Raw genomic sequence first — 15,886 nt, forward strand, 5'->3', positions numbered from 1 at the left:
GGGGCGAAGCCGGCGCGGTCGAACAGGCAGCGGGTGATTGCGTTCATCGCCGCGAAGCCGATGGTGCGCTCGAGGGGGTCGGCGCTGCGGTAGCCGCGCGCGACGGTCAGCGCGTCCTGGCCCACGAGCGCGTCATGACGAGCGTCCTGTTGCTGCGCGGTCAGCCCCTCCCAGGTGCGGTCGAGCAGCACGTAGCTCTGCCCGACCGAGCCGTCTTGCAGCTCCAGCGCACAGAACTCGCCGCGCAGGCCGCCAGGCGGCGGCGGTGGCGGCAGGTGCAGGGCCTTGACAGGCGGGAGTTCGGCGCGGGCCGCGAAGGCCTCCAGCAGCGCCAGGGCGTCGTCCGCGAAGCTCATGAAGGTTGGTGCCGCGCCGCGCGGCTGGACAAGGCGTTGGGGAAGTACAGCGCGGTCAGGCTCTTGCTGTGCACCGGCGAGAAGCCGCGGCCGTCGCCGCCCTCGGCCGCATCGGCATAACGCCGCCAGTCGCGCACCCAGTGGATCGCGTCGCAGACCTCGAGCAGGCCCATGGTCTCGCGGTCGCCGACCAGCACGCCCTGCACGCGCAGGCCGAAGCGCTCGCGGGCGTCGTCCAGCCGCGCCAGCGTGGCCGGCACGCAGCCGAACTCGCCGTCGCTGACGACGAGCAGATCGGCGCTGCGCCAGCGCGATTCGTGCACCCGCTCGATCGCGCGCTCGATCGGCGTCTGGATGTCGGTGCCGCCGTCGAAGCCCTGGCCCATCAGCGCCATCAGCGCGTCCAGCCCGTCGGCGCCGCGGCCGAGCTCGTGCTCGACGATCTCACCCGGGCCGCCGAAGGCGACCAGCAGGCAGCCGCGCCGCTGCTCGTGCGCGGCGCGCAGCGCGGCGATCGTCACCGCCTTGGCGATGTTCTCGGGCGCGCCGCGCATCGAGCCCGAGGTGTCCAGGCACAGGATGATCGGCCCGCGAACGAGCGGCTCGGGTGCCGGCGGTGGGGAGGGCGCGCGGGTGGCAGCGTGCGGATCGGGCCGCCAGTCGGTCAGCACCGCGGTCGTGTCCCAGCTCAGCAGCCGGGCTTCGGCGTGGCGGGCACGCCAGAGCTTCTTCAGCAGCGGGTGCTTGAGCATCACCGCCTCGCTGGCCAGCATCTGCTCGAGCCGCGACGAGAAGCGCACGCCGGTGATCTCGCCCGGCGCGCCGGGCAGGCGGGTCTCGATGGCCCGCAGCGGTGCCGGCGGGGCGGGGCCGCGCGCGGGGTCGGCGGCCGGCGCCGGCGGGGCGGCCACGTCGCGCTCGCTGCGGCCGAGCTGGCGCACCAGCTCGCCCAGCGCGGGCAACTGGCGCAGCCATTCGCTCGCCCGGCGCGCGGCGGCCCAGGGGCGCGAGCGCAGGTGGCCTTGCAGGGCATCCCAGCGCAGGTGCGCGAAGTCGCCCAGGCCGAGCAGCAGCGCGAGGTCGTCGTCCAGGCCGTGGGTCTGCACCTTCCACGCAGCGCGGAAGTCATCGGCGACCGCCTGGATCGCCGCCTCGTGGCTGAGCGCAGGCTGCAGGTCGACGATGCGGTCCAGGTGCCACAGCAGCGTGCGCAGCACCTGCTCGGCCAGCGCCGGTGTGGCGCGGGCCAGGCCGGGCAGGCCGAGGTCGCCGACGGCTTCGCGCAGCGGGGCGCTGGCGGCGGGGTCGCCGAAGTCGGCATCGGCCGGCGGCAGCTCGCCGCGCTGCAGCGCATCGAGCCAGTTGCGGGTGTCGACCAGCCGCCGCTCGGGCGTGCCGGCGCTGGCGATCAGGCTGCCGAGCCAGACGCCGCGCGGCAGCGCCTGCAGCCGGTCATAAGGACGGTCGGCGGGGCAGGGCACGTGCATGGCCAAGACGCTCGACCTCTCAGGCCGTGGCGGGCTCTTCCAGCGGCACGGGCGCCGGCGCGATGGCCGGCAGCGCCTCGTCCACCGGCAGCTCGGCGAAGCCGGCGCGGGCCTGCTGCAGCCGGGCGAGCAACGCCTGCAGGCGCTCCAGCGATTCGGCATGGGCCGCGTTCCAGCGCTCGGCCAGGTGCGGCGGGATCCACAGGCGCGCCTGCAGGCGTTCGGCCAGGGCAAGCGCTTCACTGGCGAGCGCCGTGTGGTGCGCCAGCGTGTGGCCGATCAGTTCGTCCGTTTGCGTGAGGCGGGCCGCGATGTGCACCGGGCTGTAGTGGCGGCGCATCCTGGCTTCCAGGCCGGCCAGCGTCAGGCGCGGCATCGCCGAGCCGGCGTCGCTGCCTTCGCCCAGGCCGATCGCGCGGGCCAGCGCCAGCTTGCCGGCCGCATCGTCGGCTTCGGCGGCGTCTTCGGGCGGCGCCGTCTGCTCGATCTGCAGTTGCTGCTCGAAGGCCTCGACCGCGCGGGTCAGCCACTCGAAGGTTTGCGGCACCGCGTGCAGCCAGTCGGCCTCGAACCACTCGGCCAGCGCGGCCATCTCGTCGGCCGCGGCGCCGGCCACGTAGGGCGCGAGCCACAGATCCAGCCCGTCGACCTGCGTGCGGTGCTCGGTCGCGGCGGCGGTGCGCATCAGGCCGACCCACTGGCGCCAGCGCCGGTCCGACACCGCCTTGCCCTGCGCGGCCAGCCAGGCGCGCAAGGCCGTGCACGCCGCCACGGCCTCGGCGCTCAGGTGCACGCGCTGGGCGGCCTGGCCGATCGCCTGGCGCTCGGCCTCGGTCAAGGGTGAGGCGCCGGCCTCGCCGGCTTGCGCCGGCGGCAGCCGCAACAACGCCTCGAACGAGGCATCGCCGACCGGCGCCACCGGCACGCGAAGCAGGAAGCGATCGAAGAAGGCCTGCAGCGCCTCGTCGGCCGGCAGCTCGTTGCTCGCGCCGACCACGCTGATCAGCGGCGTGCGTTGCCGGCCGCTGCCGTTGTCGAACTCGCGCTCGTTCAGCAGGGTCAGCAGCGCGTTGAGGATGGCCGAGTTGGCCTTGAAGACCTCGTCGAGAAAGGCGATGCCGGCGGTGGGCAGGAAGCCGGTGGTCAGGCGCTCGTAGCGATCGTCTTCGAGCGACTTCAGCGACAGCGGGCCGAAGAGTTCCTCCGGGGTCGAGAAGCGCGTCAGCAGCCGCTCGAAGTAGCTCGCCCCGGCAAAGGCGCGGTGCAGCCGGCGTGCCAGCTCGCTCTTGGCGGTGCCCGGCGGGCCGATCAGCAGCACATGCTCGCCGGCCAGCGCGCCGAGCAGCGCCAGGCGCGCGGCGGTATCGCGCTCGAGCAGGCCGGCCGCGAGCCGGTGCAGCAGCGCGCCGAGGCGCTCGGGGGTGGGCAGGTCAGGCAGCGGCATGCGCCCGATTGTCCGGGCGGGCTGCCCGGCCCGCAAACGAAGTAGATCAAGTCGCGACGATGATGGCGTTCTTCTCGGTGCGCCTATCCTGCGGCATCTTCCGGTCGGATCGGCGTTGTCAGGGCTGGAGTGCCTTGATGCGTTGCCAAAGCAGGGCCTTCGGGATGGCAGTCATCTGCATCTGCTTCATGCACTGATCGAGCCGGTGGGGCCGTTGCCGCAAGGCCTGGATGGCCTTGGTGAGGTCGGTCACGATGCTGGCGCCATAGGCCAGGCTGGCTTTCCCGATGGCCTGTGCCAGCAGCTCGCGCGAAGGGGCCATCATGGCCAGGTCGATCAGGTCGCGGCTCGCCACGGCGTCGTCTGCCCAGCGATCGGAATTGGCCAGCAGCTTGCTCGCGGCCATGTCGAGTGGCGTCAGGGTCGCAATGCCACAGATGCGGTCACCTGGACCCGGCGGTTCGAATTTGATACGCCCTTCGAGCACGATCTCGAACTTGATCTCGACGCCATCGAGGCGAAGCATGGTGCGGATGCCGTACTGGTCGGCACGTATGTCGCGGGACGGCGCCAAGTGGGCCCCGGCACGTGCGATGGCGCCGAGGCCATCGGCACCCGTCAGCCATTGGCGCAGCTGGCGATAGCCGTCGCGGTGGGAAACCAGGAAGCCGATGTCCACCGACTCGCGGTACTCGCCGTAGCGCAAGGCCATGGCGGTGCCGCCGCCGAACAGGCAGGCCTGGGAGACCAGCTTGTCGCCGTCCAGCGATTCCAGCACGCGGGCGATGCGCTGATGGTGTTCTCGTTCAAACAAGCAGCCGTCCTCCGGCGAGGTGGTCCCGCAAGGCCTGCACCAGGGCGCGCTCGGCAGGCGCCATCGCCGCCTGATCGACGTGGCGCCAATTGCGCTCGTACAACGCCAGCGCATCGGCCGGGGTCAGCTCGTCCACGCCGTGCAGTTGCCAGGCCAACTGCTTGAGTTGCGGGTAGTTGGCCAGCCGGATGCGCGGTGGCAACGCGGGCGGGGTTGCCGCCGGCGACTGGGTTGGGTCTTGCACCTCGAGGACGAGGCCCAGCGCGTCGATGGCGCTGAGGTAGGCCCCCATCGTGACGGAAGGCTCGCCTCGCTCGATCCGATGGAAGGTGACGCGGGACATGCCCGCGGCTTCGGCGGCCGAGACGGCGGTGATCTTGTGCTTGAGCCGCTGGGCCCGGATGCGCTGGCCCAGCGCCGCCAGCCTGGCGGCGTGGTGTTCGGCGATGGGGGGCGTCTTGGCTGGCATGATGTATCTCATTCTATGCATTCTGGCGATTTTGTACAGAATGAGATCTGGTTCACTGTCAGTCCGTTGCTCGCAGCGCCTCGTCCAGCCAGGCCGTGGCCAGGGCCAGCTCATCGGCGCTGGTGTTGAGCGCCGGCATCAGCCGCAGCCGCTCGGGGCGTACGGCGTTGACGAGCAGGCCCTGGCCGGGGCGGTCACGCAGGGCATCGGCCAGGCGCTGGGCGCGGCCGGGCTGGGGCAGCTGCAGCGCGAGCAGCAGGCCCTGGCCGCTGCAGGGTGGGCCGCCCTCGCGCAGCGCCAGCGCGTCGAGCGCGTCGCGCCAGTGCGCGGCGCGCTCGGCCATCGCCGGCAGGAAGCCCTCGGCCGCGACGACGTCGAGCACGGCCAGCGCGGCGGCGCAGACCAGCGGGTTGCCCGTGTAGGTGCCGCCCTGGTCGCCGGGCTCGAAGCAGCAGGCCTCGTCGCGCGCCAGCACCGCGGCGATCGGCACGCCGCCGCCCAGGCCCTTGCCGAGCGTCATCACATCGGGCCGGATGCCGGCGCGCTGGTGGGCGAACATCGCCCCGGTGCGGCCGATGCCGGTCTGCACCTCGTCGAGGATCAGCAGCAGGCCGAGCTCGCTGGTCAGCCGGCGCAGCGCGCGCAGGAACTCGGGCGTGGCCTCGACCACGCCGGCTTCGCCCTGGATCGGCTCGAGCATCACCGCGGCCGTGCCGGGGCCGATCAGCGCTGTGACCGACTCGATGTCGTTCAACGTGGCTTTCGGAAAGCCGGGCACCTGGGGCGCGAACAGCGTGTCGAAGCCGGGCTTGCCGCTGGCGCTCATCGCGGCCAGCGTGCGGCCGTGGAAGGCATCGCGGAAGGTGATGATCTCGTGCGCGCCGCCGCGGTGCTTGCGGCCGAACTTCCGGGCGAGCTTGATGGCGCCTTCGTTGGCCTCGGCCCCGCTGCCGGCGAGGAAGACCCGGTCGAGGCCACTCAGCCGGGTCAGCCGATCGGCCAGCGCGATGGCCGGCGCGTTGTGCAGGCCGGGGCCCACGTGCAGCAGCCGGCTGGCCTGCTCGGTCAGCGCGCGGGCCACGTCGGCCGGGGCGTGGCCGAGCGTGTTGACGGCCCAGCCCTGCACCAGGTCGAGGTAGCGGCGGCCGGTGGAATCGGTCAGCCAGCTGCCGCGGCCCTCGGTGAAGACCAGCGGCGGGCGCTGGGTGAAGGGCATCAGGGCCCGGACCGGGAAGTCTTCGAAGGCCCGCGGTGCGGCGGCGGTCGTGGTCATGGTGTGGGTGGTTCCGTCTAGGGTGGGAGACAGACCACGGGACACCTGCGCCGCATCGGCCGACCGGTGCGGCACGATCTCGTCGATCGCAGGCACCGGAAACGACAAAGGCCACGAGGGGTCTCGTGGCCTTGGGTGATGAACGCCTAGGTGCTGGGAGGCAGGCGATCAGGCTGGACGAGTCCGCTCGACGATCAGTCGTCGCGCGGGTCGTCGCAGCGAGAGGGTGGGGCCCAGGCAGGTGTTCACGCGGCGCAGCTTAACACCGGTCACGGCTTCAGCACGCGCCGCAACTCGGCGGCACACAGCGTGACCGCGGTGTGGGCTTCGTCGATCACCCGGCCCATCAGGATGAAGCCGTGGATCTGGCGCTCGAAATCGACGTGGCTCGCGTGCACGCCGGCTTCGGACAGGCGCTGCGCGTAGGCCAGCCCCTCGTCGTGCAGCGGGTCGTAGCCGGCGGTCAGCACCAGCGCCGGCGGCAGGTGCGCGAGGTTCTCGTCGAGCAGCGGCGAGGCGCGCCAATCCAGATCGAGCGCCGGATCGGGCAGGTAGTGGTCGTGGAAGTAGCGGATCGTGTCGCTGGTCAGCAGGTAGCCCTGGGCGTTGGCGCGGTGCGAGGGCAGGTTGCAGCGCTGGTCGGTGGCGGGGTAGATCAGCAGCTGGTAGGCCAGCCGCGGCGTGTCCTCGTCGTCGCGGACGGCGATGGCCACCGCGGCGGCGAGGTTGCCGCCGGCACTGTCGCCACCGACGGCCAGGCGCGTGGCATCGAGCCCGAGCGCATCGGCCTCGCGCCGTACCCAGCGGGTGGCGGCCAGCGCGTCGTCGAAGGCCGCCGGAAACGGGTGCTCCGGCGCGAGCCGGTAGTCGACCGAGACGACCGCGCAGCCCGAGCCGTTGGCCAGCGAGCGGCACAGCGTGTCGTGCGTGTCCAGGTCGCCGATCAGCCAGCCGCCGCCGTGGAAGTAGACGAGCGCCGGCAGGCGGGTGGATGCGTCACTGCCCAGGGGCCGGTACAGCCGCAGCGGGATCTCGCCCGCGGCCGACGCAGCGCGAAGCGCGCGGCATTCGGCAACGGCCGGCGGATCGGGCTGGGTGAACAAGCGCCGCTCGAGGTAGTAGCGGCGCGCGTCGGCGGGCGTGAGGGTGTGCGTCGGCGGGACACCGCGCTCCTGGATCAGCTTCAGCAGCGCGCGGGCTTGAGGGTGCAGCATCGGGTCGCCTCCGATCGTCGATGCGGCATTTTCAACCTCAGCGGTTCGCGTTCGGGAAGAACAGTTGCTCTCCGCCGATCTTGTAGTCGGCGATCGTCGCCTGGCCGGCGGGGCCGGTGATCCAGTCGGCAAAGGCCTGGGCCAGGGCCAGCTTCACATGCGGGTGCCGGGCCGGGTTCACGACCATCACGCCGTACTGGTTGAACAGCGCCTTGTCGCCCTCGACGACGATGCCCAGCTCGCCACGGTTCTTGAACGCGAGCCAGGTGCCGCGGTCGGCCAGCACGTAGGCGTTGGTGCTGGCCGCCATGTTCAGCGCCGGCCCCATGCCGCAGCCGCATTCCTTGTAGCCGGCCGGCTTGGCACTGGCGAGGTCGATGCCGGCCACTTTCCACAGCCGCAGCTCGGCCGCATGGGTGCCGCTCTTGTCGCCGCGCGAGATGAACACCGCGCTCGGCTGCTGCGCGAGCTTGCCCAGCGCGGCGGCGATGTTGTTGCCCTTGACGCCGGCCGGGTCGCTCTTCGGGCCGACCAGGATGAAGTCGTTGTACATGACCGGCTTGCGCTGCAGCGAGAAGCCTTCGGCGACGAACTTCTCCTCGGCGGCGGTGTCGTGCACCAGCACCGCATCGGCATCGCCGCGGCGCGCCATGTCCAGCGCCTGGCCGGTGCCGACGGCGACCACGCGCACCTCGATGCCGCTGGCTTGCTTGAACGCCGGCAGCAGGTGGCCGAACAGGCCCGACTGCTCGGTGGAGGTGGTCGACGCGAGCACGATGAACTTGTCGTCGGCGGCCCCGGCGGCGCCGGTGAACGCCGCGGCTCCCAGGGCCAATGCCGTCATGCAAAGGCTGCGGCGGCTCACAAGGGCCAGCTTCCTGATGCTCAATCCCACGCCATCTCTCCTTTGAGGAAATGCGCCGCTTCGGGCGGCAGCTTGTCGGTGATGAAAAAGTCGTTCACCGGCCGCTCGACGATCAGCCGGCCGGATTCGAGATAGGCCACCCGGCTGGCCAGGCGCTTGGCCTGGCCGAGGTTGTGCGTGGCGAGCACGACCGTCATGCCTTCGCCGGCGAATTCCTCGATCAGGTGCTCGACCTCGCGCTTGGCGGTCGGATCCAGGCTTGCCGTCGGCTCGTCGAGGAAAAGGATGTCGGGCTTGAGCGCCCAGGCCCGCGCCAGCGCCAGGCGCTGCTGTTGGCCGCCCGACAGGGCGCGTGCCGGCCGGTGCGCCAGGGCGGCCAGGCCGACCCGGTGCAGCGCCTGCTCGGTGGCCTGGGCGCGCGCGGCATGCGGCATGCCACGCAGCCACAGGCCGAGCGACACATTGCGCCGCGCCGACAGGTGCAGCAGGAAGGGGCGCTGGAACAGCATCGCGCCGACGGCCGGCCGGCCCTCGGGCTGGAGCGCATCGCGCTGCACCTGGCCCGCGGCCGGGGCGAGCAGGCCGTGCAGCAGCCGCAGCAGCGTGGTCTTGCCCGAGCCATTCGCGCCGACCAGCGCGAGGCGGTCGCCGCGGCGCAGCGTCAGCGACACCTCGCGCAGCGCGTGCACGACGCCCAGCCGCACGCCGGCACGATCCAGCGTGACCAGCGCCTGGGCTGGCACCACGCCCGTGACGCTCGTGGCGGGGGGCATGCCGGTCATGCCGTGATGACCTCGCGTTGCGCCTCGGCGGCGTTCGCCGCACCCTGCAGCGCGGCGACAGCCAAGTTCACCAGCGCGACGACGCCCAGCAGCACCGCGCCCAGCGCGAGCGCCAGCGCCAGGTCGCCCTTGCTGGTCTCGAGCGCGATGGCGGTCGTCATCACCCGCGTGACGCCGTTGATGTTGCCGCCGACGATCATCACCGCGCCGACCTCGGAGACCGCGCGGCCAAAGGCGGTGAGCCCGATGGTCAGCACCGCGCGACGCTCGTGCAGCAGCATCAGCAGCGCGCTGGTGAAGGGGCCGGCGCCGAGCGAGCGCAGCTGGTCGCCGCCTTCGGCGAGCGCGTCCTGCACCAGCCGGCGCGTCAGTGCGGTGATCAGCGGCGTGATCAGCACCGCCTGGGCCATCACCATCGCGGTGGGCGTGAACAGCAGGCCGAACTCGCCCAGCGGGCCGGCGCGTGAGAGCAGCAGGTAGATCAGCAGGCCGACGACGACCGAGGGCAGCGCGAGCAGCGTGTTCAGCAGCCAGATCGCCGCGCCCCAGCCCGGAAAGCGCGCCACCGCGAGCCAGGCGCCGAGCGACAGGCCGAGCACCGCGCCGACCGCGCAGGCCGCCAGGCTGACCGACAGCGACAGCCCGACGATGCGCCACAGCTCGGCATCGCCTTGCCCGACGAGTTGGGCGGCCAGCAGCAGGCTGTCGGTGAGGGTGGACATCCGCTCGATTGTCTCGGCCGGGGAAGGCGCTGGCGATATGCACACGGATGCATAGCGCGCCGCCGCCACGCGGCCGACCGTCGCACAATCGATGGCTGTTGCTGGCTTCTCGAACGATTGCGACCCATGACCGAACTCGGCCCTTCGCCCCTGGCCCAAGGCGACCCCCAGATCAGCGTGGCCGATGCCCGCGCGCGGATTGCCGCCAGCCTGCGGCCCATCGAGGGCAGCGAGCCGCTCGCACTGGCCGAGGCGCTCGGCCGCGTCCTTGCGGACGACGTGATCTCGCCGATCGACGTGCCGGCGCACGACAACTCGGCGATGGATGGCTTCGCGTTTCGCGGCGCTGAGCTGAAGCCCGAGGGCGAGAGCCGCTTTCGCGTGGTGGCGGCGGTGATGGCCGGCGACGCGGCACCGGTGGCCACGAAGCCGGGCGAGGCCGTGCGCATCATGACCGGTGCCGTGATGCCCGAGGGGCTCGACACGGTGGTGCCGCTGGAGCTGTGCCGCGAGGAGGCGGGTATCGTCACCGTCGCGCCCGGCGTGCTGCGCGCCGGCGAGAACCGCCGCAAGCGGGGCGAAGACCTGGCGCTCGGCAAGCCGGCGCTGGCGCGCGGCCGCGTGCTGCGCCCGGCCGACCTGGGCCTGGCCGCGTCGCTCGGCCTGACGACGCTGCCGGTCGTCCGGCGGCTGCGCGTGGCCCTGTTCTCGACCGGCAACGAGCTTCGCGAAGCCGGCCAGCCGCTGGACCCCGGCTGCATCTACGACAGCAACCGCCACAGCCTGGCCGCCGCGGTGCGCCGCATGGGCCTGGAGGTGGTTGACCTCGGCCTCGTGCCGGACGAGCCGGCCGCGCTCGAAGCCACGCTCGAACGCGCGCTGCGCGAGGCGGATGTGGTGCTGACCAGCGGCGGCGTCAGCATGGGCGATGCCGACTACACGCGCGACCTGCTGGCGCGCTACGGCGAGGTGGCCTTCTGGAAGGTCGCGATGCGCCCGGGCCGGCCTTTCGCCTTCGGCCCGCTGAAGCGCGCCCAGGCCGGCCCGCCCGCCTGGTTGTTCGCGCTGCCCGGCAACCCGGTGGCCGCGCTGGTGACCTTCTATGCCTTCGCGCAGGAGGCACTGTGGACGCTGGCCGGCGCCGTGCGGCCGGCGACGCCGCGCCTGTCGGCCCGCAGCGCCACCGCGATCCGCAAGCGCCCCGGCCGCACCGAATTCCAGCGCGCGATCGTCGAGCCGACGAGCGAGGGTTGGCAGGTGCGGGTGACGGGCGCACAGGGCGCCGGCATCCTGCGCAGCATGAGCGAGGCCAACGCGCTGCTCGTGCTCGGCCACGAGCAGGGCTCGGTGGCCGCGGGCGAGATGGTCGAGGTGTGGCTGTTCGACGGCCTGGTGTGAGGGCTCTCGGGCGATCGGTCTGCACGCCGGCGCCGGTGCGGTTACCGTACCGGCCTTCCTGGCTGGAGACCGCCGCATGCCCGATATGCCCGCCTACACCCCACCCAACGTCTGGACCTGGAACAAGGACCACGGTGGCCGCTTCGCGAACATCAACCGCCCGATCGCCGGCCCGACCCACGACAAGGAACTGCCGGTGGGGCGGCACCCGCTGCAGTTGTATTCGCTGGCCACGCCGAACGGCGTCAAGGTCACGGTCATGCTCGAGGAGCTGCTGGCGCTGGGCCATGGCGGTGCCGAGTACGACGCCTGGTTGATTCGCATCAGCGAGGGGGAACAGTTCGGCAGCGGCTTTGTTGCGGTCAACCCCAACAGCAAGATTCCCGCACTGCTGGACCGCAGCGGGCCGGAGCCGATCCGGGTCTTCGAATCGGGCGCCATCCTGCTGTACCTCGCCGAGAAGTTCGGTGCCTTTCTGCCGAGCGACGGCGGCGAGCGTGCCGAATGCCTGTCATGGCTGTTCTGGCAAATGGGCAGCGCGCCGTTCCTGGGCGGCGGCTTCGGCCACTTCTACGCGTATGCGCCGACCAAGATCGAATACGCCATCGACCGCTATGCGATGGAGGCCAAGCGCCAGCTCGACGTGCTCGACAGGCGCTTGGCCGAGAGTGCCTACCTGGCCGGCGACGAGTACACGATCGCCGACATGGCGGTATGGCCCTGGTATGGCACCCTGGCCAAGGGCCAGCTCTACGACGCAGGCGAGTTCCTGCAGGTTCAGGGTTACACCCATGTGCTGCGATGGACCGACCAGATCGCCCAGCGCGCTGCCGTGAAACGCGGCCGGATGGTCAACCGCACCTGGGGTCGGCCTGACAGCCAGCTGCACGAGCGCCACCATGCCGACGACTTCCACACCCGGACCCAGGCCATGCTGGCCGAGCAGGGCTGATGACGATCATCCTGTACGACTGCGCCACGGCGCCCAGCCCGCGCCGAGCCCGCATCCTGCTTGCGGAGAAGGGGCTGGCCCATGAGACGGTCCAGGTGGATCTGCGCAACGGCGAGCAACTCGGCGGGCTGCCGGCCATTGCCGAGGCCATGCGCAACAGCGCGCCCGCCATGGCCAACCGGGCGCTGCCGGGGCCGGTGGACTACCTGCAGATCCCCGAGTTGGCGCGGCGTGGGCTGGCCAGGGTGCAGCAGTTCTTCACCATGCTGAACGAGCATCTGGTCGGCCGCGACTTCATTGCCGCCGATCGATTCAGCATCGCCGACATCACCGCGGTGGTGGCTGTCGACTTCGCGCGTGTGGTGAAGGTCAAGCCGGGCGAGATGCACCCGCATCTGCTGCGCTGGCGCGCCGCGATGGGGCAGCGGGAGGCGATGGCACTGTAGGCCGCTGTCACCCGGCCAGGTGCCGCCTGAAGAACGCGATCGTCCGGTCCCAGGCCTGTCGCGCGGCGGCGGCGTCGTAGCGTGGCGTGGTGTCGTTGTTGAAGCCGTGCTGCGTGCCGGGGTACTGGTAGACCTCGAATTTCACGCCGGCGGCCTTCAGCGCGGCCTCGTAGGCCGGCCAGGCGGCGTTGATGCGCTCGTCCACGGCCGCCAGGTGCACCATCAGGGGCGCCTTGACCTTCGCGGCGTCGTCCGGCGGCGGGGTGTTGCCGTAGAAGGGCACGGCCGCGTCCAGATCCGGCAGGCGCGTGGCCAGCCAGTGCACGATGCCACCGCCGTAGCAGAAACCGACCGCGCCCAGCTTGCCATTGCCATCCGGGCGGGCACGCAGCCAGCGGAGGGCGGCGAGAAAGTCCTCGCGTGTCTCGCCCTGTTCGAGCGTCGCAAACGCGGCGCGGGCCTTGTCCTCGTCACCGGGGTAGCCGCCCAGCGGTGTCAGCGCATCCGGCGCGAAGGCCATGAAGCCGTCCAGCGCCAGGCGCCGCGCGATGTCTTCGATGTGCGGGTTGAGGCCCCGGTTCTCGTGGACGACGAACACCGCCGGCAGCCTGGCCGCGCCGGCCGACGCCGGGCGCGCCAGGTAGCCCTTGATGTCGCCGGACCCCGCGGGCGACGGCACCGTGACCCGCTCGGTCTTCAGGCGCGCATCGTCGGCGCGCACCTGCTGCCCGGCCGCGAAGTCGGGGCTGAGGGCGGCCAGCAGCCCGGCGGCCGTCATGCCCGCCTTGGCGAAGCGGCGCGCCTTCTCCAGGAAGCCCCGGCGGTCCAGATCCCCGTGCACGTAGGCATCGAAGAGGACGAGCAGGTTCTGGTCGAAATCGTGGGAGGTGAGGCGAGGGGGCATGCGAACTCCTTGGGGCGAAGGGCCGACCGGCGCCACTATGGCATTGCCGGCGCCGGCCGAGAAGCCGGCCGCGTCCTCACCTAAGGCTGAACTAAGTCGCGCCCCGTAGGCTGGTTCCTTGTCCTGTCTGCGCTGCGGCTGCGAGCCTGCAGCACGAAGCCCCCTGGATCGCATGACCGTCCGCTATCTCGACCAAGCCAGCTACAAGTCCGTCACGGCCGCGCGCAGCGGCCACTGGAAGAACGCCTCTACGCGCTGGGAGTACCACAGGGCCGCCGCGGACATCGTCCGCATGACGCGCCCGGCCTCTCCGCGCGACGTGCTGGAGATGGGCACGATGGGCGTCTCGATCGTCGAGGGCAGCGACACGATCGACTACGCCGAGAAGTGGAAGTACCCGGGCCAGGCGCCCACCTATCTGCACGACGCCCGAGAGATCCCGTGGCCGATCGGCAACAAGCGCTACCACGTCTTCGTCGCGCTGCGCGTGTTCCAGCATCTGTGGCCCCGCCAGCGCGAATGCTTTCTCGAGGCCCGCCGGATCGCGCGCCACATCGTGATGGTGGCACCGGAGAAGTACGAGGTGGATGAACTGCGCGATACCTCCGCCGGCATCACCGAGGCCCAGCTCACCGAATGGAACGACGGCGTCCCGCCGACGCTGTCGGTGCAGCTGCCGGATTGGATCGGCCGCCTCCATTACTGGAACGAAGACGCCCTGCGGGGGCGCTGATCCGGCCGGCCAGGCTCGTCGACAATGCGTGGTCGACGAGCCTGGAGCCTCCGGACGCATGCGAATCCTGTTGGTTGAAGACGACGCGATGATCGGCGGCGCCGTCCAGGTGGCCCTGAAGGATGCGGGCTACGCGGCCGACTGGGTGCGCACCGGCCCGGCGGCCCTGGGCGCGCTGGACGGCCAGCACTACGACCTGCTGCTGCTCGACCTCGGCCTGCCCGGCGTCGACGGGATGGAAGTGTTGCGCACCCTGCGCGCCGGCGGCGACCAGATCCCCGTGCTGATCATGACCGCCCGCGATGCCCTGGAGGAAAGGCTGCGCGGGCTGGACGGCGGCGCGGACGACTACGTCATCAAGCCGTTCGAGATGGCCGAGTTGCTGGCCCGCATGCGCGCCGTGCTGCGCCGCCGCGCCGGCGTGGCCTCGTCGGTGCTCGGCAATGGTGTCGTCTCGCTCGACACGGCCACCAAGCTGGCCACGGTGGGCGACGCCTCGACCCTGCTGTCCAACCGCGAGTTCGCGCTGCTGCGGGCGCTGCTGGTGCGGCCTGGGGCCATCCTGTCGCGCGCCGATCTGGAAGACCGCATCTACGGCTGGGGCGAGGAGGTCGAGAGCAATGCCGTCGAATACCTGATCCACACACTGCGCCGCAAGCTGGGCAGCGAAGTCATCAAGAACGTGCGGGGCGTGGGATGGATGGTCTCCAGAAGCGGCTGAACAGCTCGGTCCGGCTGAAGCTGTCGTTCTGGCTGTCGCTGGCGATCCTGGCCATGGCCGTCGTCGCTGGCGTGTTGTCGTTCATGGCAGCTTTCGGCGAGGCGCTGCGGCTGCAGGACAACGTGCTGCGCCAGGTCGCCACGCTGGCCGACCAGCAGCACCTGCGCGTGCCCCTGTCCGTGGGGGCCGACGAGCAGGACGACCTGCGCCTGACGGTGCAGTACCTGGCGCCGAACGCCAGGTCGCCGTTGTCGCTGCCGCCCACGCTGGCCGAGGGCTTCCACACGATCAAGCTGCCCGACGACACCTATCGCGTGCTGGTGCGCACGTTGGCCAGCGGCGAGCGGTTGGCGGTGGCGCAGGAGACCGACCTGCGCGATGACATCGCGCGCGACAGTGCCTTGCACGCCGTGGCGCCCATCCTGGTGCTGGTGCCGGTGCTGCTGCTGCTGGTGGCGCGCCTGGTCGGGCAGATGTTCAGGCCGATCGCCGCGCTGGCCGAAGAGATCAACGAGCGCAGCGAGATCGATCTGCACGCGATCGTCGAGGACCCGCTGCCCTCCGAGGTGCGGCCCTTCGTCGCGGCGATCAACCGCCTGCTCGGCCGCATCCGCCTGTCGATGCAGGCGCAGCGCCGCTTCGTCGCCGATGCGGCGCACGAGCTGCGGTCGCCACTGACCGCGCTGTCGCTGCAGGCCGAACGGCTGGCGCAGGCCGAGATGTCCGACGTGGCGCACGAGCGGCTTCAGGATCTGCGGCGCGGAATCGAGCGCGGCCGCGTGCTGCTGGACCAGCTGCTGGCCGTGGCCCGCGCAAAGGCCGGCGGCGAAGCGCCCCGCACGCCCCAGTCGGTGCACGCCGTCTTCCGCCGCGTGCTGGAGGACCTGCTGCCGCTCGCCCAGGCGCGCGCGATCGACGTGGGCGTCGAGGGCGAGGAGGACGCGCACGTCCTGGTCAGCGACATGGACCTCACCAGCATCGTGCGCAACCTCGTCGACAACGCGCTGCGCTACACGCCACCGGGCGGCCGCGTCGATCTGTCGGTGTCGACGGAGATGGACGGCCATGTCACGCTGCAAGTGGCCGACACCGGGCCCGGGATCGCGCCGGCCGAGCGCGAGCGGGTGTTCGATCCCTTCTACCGCGTGCTCGGCAACGACGTGGTGGGTTCGGGCCTGGGGCTGTCGATCGTCAGGACGATCGCCGAGCGGATCGGGGCGCGCGTGACCCTCGACTGGGCTGACGAGCGGGCGAAACGGGGCTTGCGGGTTCGCGTCCTCATGGCGGCCCAGCCGCCGGGGTAGCG

At 71.6% G+C, this 15,886-nt stretch carries 17 protein-coding genes; 6 read left to right on the top strand and 11 right to left on the bottom strand.

Annotated elements, in window-relative coordinates; all coding sequences use genetic code 11:
- From VJ693_RS22080 to VJ693_RS22125, 10 genes are all read right to left on the bottom strand, one after another.
- On the bottom strand, nucleotides 1-356 hold a 356-nt coding region (locus VJ693_RS22080; RefSeq protein WP_324157785.1), incomplete at its 3' end, for a DUF4213 domain-containing protein.
- On the bottom strand, nucleotides 353-1,843 hold the full coding sequence (locus VJ693_RS22085) for a VWA domain-containing protein (protein ID WP_324157917.1): 1,491 nt from the start codon (nucleotides 1,841-1,843) through the stop codon (nucleotides 353-355). The genes VJ693_RS22080 and VJ693_RS22085, both read right to left, overlap by 4 nt.
- 19 nt (nucleotides 1,844-1,862) lie before the next feature.
- Nucleotides 1,863-3,287 carry an AAA family ATPase gene (locus VJ693_RS22090; protein ID WP_324157787.1) on the bottom strand — a complete coding sequence of 475 codons (1,425 nt, stop codon included), beginning with the start codon at nucleotides 3,285-3,287 and terminating at the stop codon, nucleotides 1,863-1,865.
- Between the two features lie 118 nt (nucleotides 3,288-3,405).
- Nucleotides 3,406-4,065, bottom strand: a complete 660-nt coding sequence (locus VJ693_RS22095) for a nucleotidyl transferase AbiEii/AbiGii toxin family protein (protein WP_324157789.1) — start codon at nucleotides 4,063-4,065, stop codon at nucleotides 3,406-3,408.
- Between the two features lie 28 nt (nucleotides 4,066-4,093).
- Nucleotides 4,094-4,582 (bottom strand): helix-turn-helix transcriptional regulator, encoded by a 489-nt coding sequence (locus tag VJ693_RS22100; RefSeq protein ID WP_324157791.1) that lies wholly within the window; start codon nucleotides 4,580-4,582, stop codon nucleotides 4,094-4,096.
- A 46-nt stretch (nucleotides 4,583-4,628) separates the two neighbouring features.
- Nucleotides 4,629-5,843, bottom strand: a complete 1,215-nt coding sequence (locus VJ693_RS22105; protein WP_324157793.1) for an aminotransferase class III-fold pyridoxal phosphate-dependent enzyme — start codon at nucleotides 5,841-5,843, stop codon at nucleotides 4,629-4,631.
- Between the two features lie 269 nt (nucleotides 5,844-6,112).
- Nucleotides 6,113-7,057, bottom strand: a complete 945-nt coding sequence (locus VJ693_RS22110) for an alpha/beta hydrolase (RefSeq protein WP_324157795.1) — start codon at nucleotides 7,055-7,057, stop codon at nucleotides 6,113-6,115.
- Between the two features lie 37 nt (nucleotides 7,058-7,094).
- Complete coding sequence (locus VJ693_RS22115) at nucleotides 7,095-7,901, bottom strand: substrate-binding domain-containing protein (RefSeq protein WP_324157796.1); 807 nt, start codon at nucleotides 7,899-7,901, stop codon at nucleotides 7,095-7,097.
- Between the two features lie 41 nt (nucleotides 7,902-7,942).
- Complete coding sequence (locus VJ693_RS22120; RefSeq protein ID WP_324157798.1) at nucleotides 7,943-8,704, bottom strand: ATP-binding cassette domain-containing protein; 762 nt, start codon at nucleotides 8,702-8,704, stop codon at nucleotides 7,943-7,945.
- On the bottom strand, nucleotides 8,701-9,426 hold the full coding sequence (locus VJ693_RS22125) for an ABC transporter permease (protein WP_324157800.1): 726 nt from the start codon (nucleotides 9,424-9,426) through the stop codon (nucleotides 8,701-8,703). Before VJ693_RS22125 ends, VJ693_RS22120 begins: the two co-directional genes overlap by 4 nt.
- Before the next feature lie 126 nt (nucleotides 9,427-9,552).
- Between VJ693_RS22125 and glp the strand changes: the two genes are divergently transcribed.
- The 3 genes from glp (at nucleotide 9,553) to VJ693_RS22140 (ending at nucleotide 12,222) form a co-directional block, all read left to right on the top strand.
- Nucleotides 9,553-10,824: a gephyrin-like molybdotransferase Glp gene (gene glp / locus VJ693_RS22130; RefSeq protein WP_324157802.1), complete on the top strand. Its 1,272-nt coding sequence runs from the start codon at nucleotides 9,553-9,555 to the stop codon at nucleotides 10,822-10,824.
- A gap of 76 nt (nucleotides 10,825-10,900) precedes the next feature.
- A complete protein-coding gene (yghU, locus tag VJ693_RS22135) occupies nucleotides 10,901-11,776 on the top strand; it encodes a glutathione-dependent disulfide-bond oxidoreductase (protein WP_324157804.1) in 876 nt (291 codons plus the stop codon).
- Complete coding sequence (locus VJ693_RS22140) at nucleotides 11,776-12,222, top strand: glutathione binding-like protein (protein WP_324157806.1); 447 nt, start codon at nucleotides 11,776-11,778, stop codon at nucleotides 12,220-12,222. The genes yghU and VJ693_RS22140 overlap by 1 nt, the downstream gene beginning before the upstream one ends.
- A 7-nt stretch (nucleotides 12,223-12,229) precedes the next feature.
- Here the strand turns inward: VJ693_RS22140 and VJ693_RS22145 are convergent, their stop codons facing one another.
- Nucleotides 12,230-13,126, bottom strand: a complete 897-nt coding sequence (locus VJ693_RS22145) for a dienelactone hydrolase family protein (RefSeq protein ID WP_324157808.1) — start codon at nucleotides 13,124-13,126, stop codon at nucleotides 12,230-12,232.
- A gap of 172 nt (nucleotides 13,127-13,298) precedes the next feature.
- Between VJ693_RS22145 and VJ693_RS22150 the strand changes: the two genes are divergently transcribed.
- Genes VJ693_RS22150 through VJ693_RS22160 form a run of 3 tightly spaced genes read left to right on the top strand, consistent with a single transcriptional unit; the run spans nucleotide 13,299 to nucleotide 15,884 of the window.
- Entirely contained in the window at nucleotides 13,299-13,859 is a 561-nt protein-coding gene (locus tag VJ693_RS22150) for a hypothetical protein (RefSeq protein ID WP_324157810.1), read from the top strand.
- 58 nt (nucleotides 13,860-13,917) lie between these two features.
- Nucleotides 13,918-14,580 carry a response regulator gene (locus tag VJ693_RS22155; RefSeq protein ID WP_324157812.1) on the top strand — a complete coding sequence of 221 codons (663 nt, stop codon included), beginning with the start codon at nucleotides 13,918-13,920 and terminating at the stop codon, nucleotides 14,578-14,580.
- Complete coding sequence (locus tag VJ693_RS22160; RefSeq protein WP_324157814.1) at nucleotides 14,556-15,884, top strand: ATP-binding protein; 1,329 nt, start codon at nucleotides 14,556-14,558, stop codon at nucleotides 15,882-15,884. The genes VJ693_RS22155 and VJ693_RS22160 overlap by 25 nt, the downstream gene beginning before the upstream one ends.
- Nucleotides 15,885-15,886 lie beyond the last annotated feature (2 nt).

Origin of the sequence: Ideonella sp. (genome assembly GCF_035254525.1) — a bacterium.
Classification (GTDB): Bacteria; Pseudomonadota; Gammaproteobacteria; order Burkholderiales; family Burkholderiaceae_C; genus Ideonella.

Coding starts and splice junctions, on each gene's coding strand:
- yghU (WP_324157804.1), top strand. CDS start 10,901: ATGCCCGATATGCCCGCCTACACCCCACCCAACGTCTGGACCTGGAAC.
- VJ693_RS22150 (WP_324157810.1), top strand. CDS start 13,299: ATGACCGTCCGCTATCTCGACCAAGCCAGCTACAAGTCCGTCACGGCC.
- VJ693_RS22145 (WP_324157808.1), bottom strand. CDS start 13,126: ATGCCCCCTCGCCTCACCTCCCACGATTTCGACCAGAACCTGCTCGTC.
- VJ693_RS22140 (WP_324157806.1), top strand. CDS start 11,776: ATGACGATCATCCTGTACGACTGCGCCACGGCGCCCAGCCCGCGCCGA.
- VJ693_RS22125 (WP_324157800.1), bottom strand. CDS start 9,426: ATGTCCACCCTCACCGACAGCCTGCTGCTGGCCGCCCAACTCGTCGGG.
- VJ693_RS22105 (WP_324157793.1), bottom strand. CDS start 5,843: ATGACCACGACCGCCGCCGCACCGCGGGCCTTCGAAGACTTCCCGGTC.
- VJ693_RS22155 (WP_324157812.1), top strand. CDS start 13,918: ATGCGAATCCTGTTGGTTGAAGACGACGCGATGATCGGCGGCGCCGTC.
- VJ693_RS22115 (WP_324157796.1), bottom strand. CDS start 7,901: ATGACGGCATTGGCCCTGGGAGCCGCGGCGTTCACCGGCGCCGCCGGG.
- VJ693_RS22110 (WP_324157795.1), bottom strand. CDS start 7,057: ATGCTGCACCCTCAAGCCCGCGCGCTGCTGAAGCTGATCCAGGAGCGC.
- VJ693_RS22120 (WP_324157798.1), bottom strand. CDS start 8,704: ATGACCGGCATGCCCCCCGCCACGAGCGTCACGGGCGTGGTGCCAGCC.
- VJ693_RS22085 (WP_324157917.1), bottom strand. CDS start 1,843: ATGCACGTGCCCTGCCCCGCCGACCGTCCTTATGACCGGCTGCAGGCG.
- glp (WP_324157802.1), top strand. CDS start 9,553: ATGACCGAACTCGGCCCTTCGCCCCTGGCCCAAGGCGACCCCCAGATC.
- VJ693_RS22090 (WP_324157787.1), bottom strand. CDS start 3,287: ATGCCGCTGCCTGACCTGCCCACCCCCGAGCGCCTCGGCGCGCTGCTG.
- VJ693_RS22100 (WP_324157791.1), bottom strand. CDS start 4,582: ATGAGATACATCATGCCAGCCAAGACGCCCCCCATCGCCGAACACCAC.
- VJ693_RS22160 (WP_324157814.1), top strand. CDS start 14,556: ATGGATGGTCTCCAGAAGCGGCTGAACAGCTCGGTCCGGCTGAAGCTG.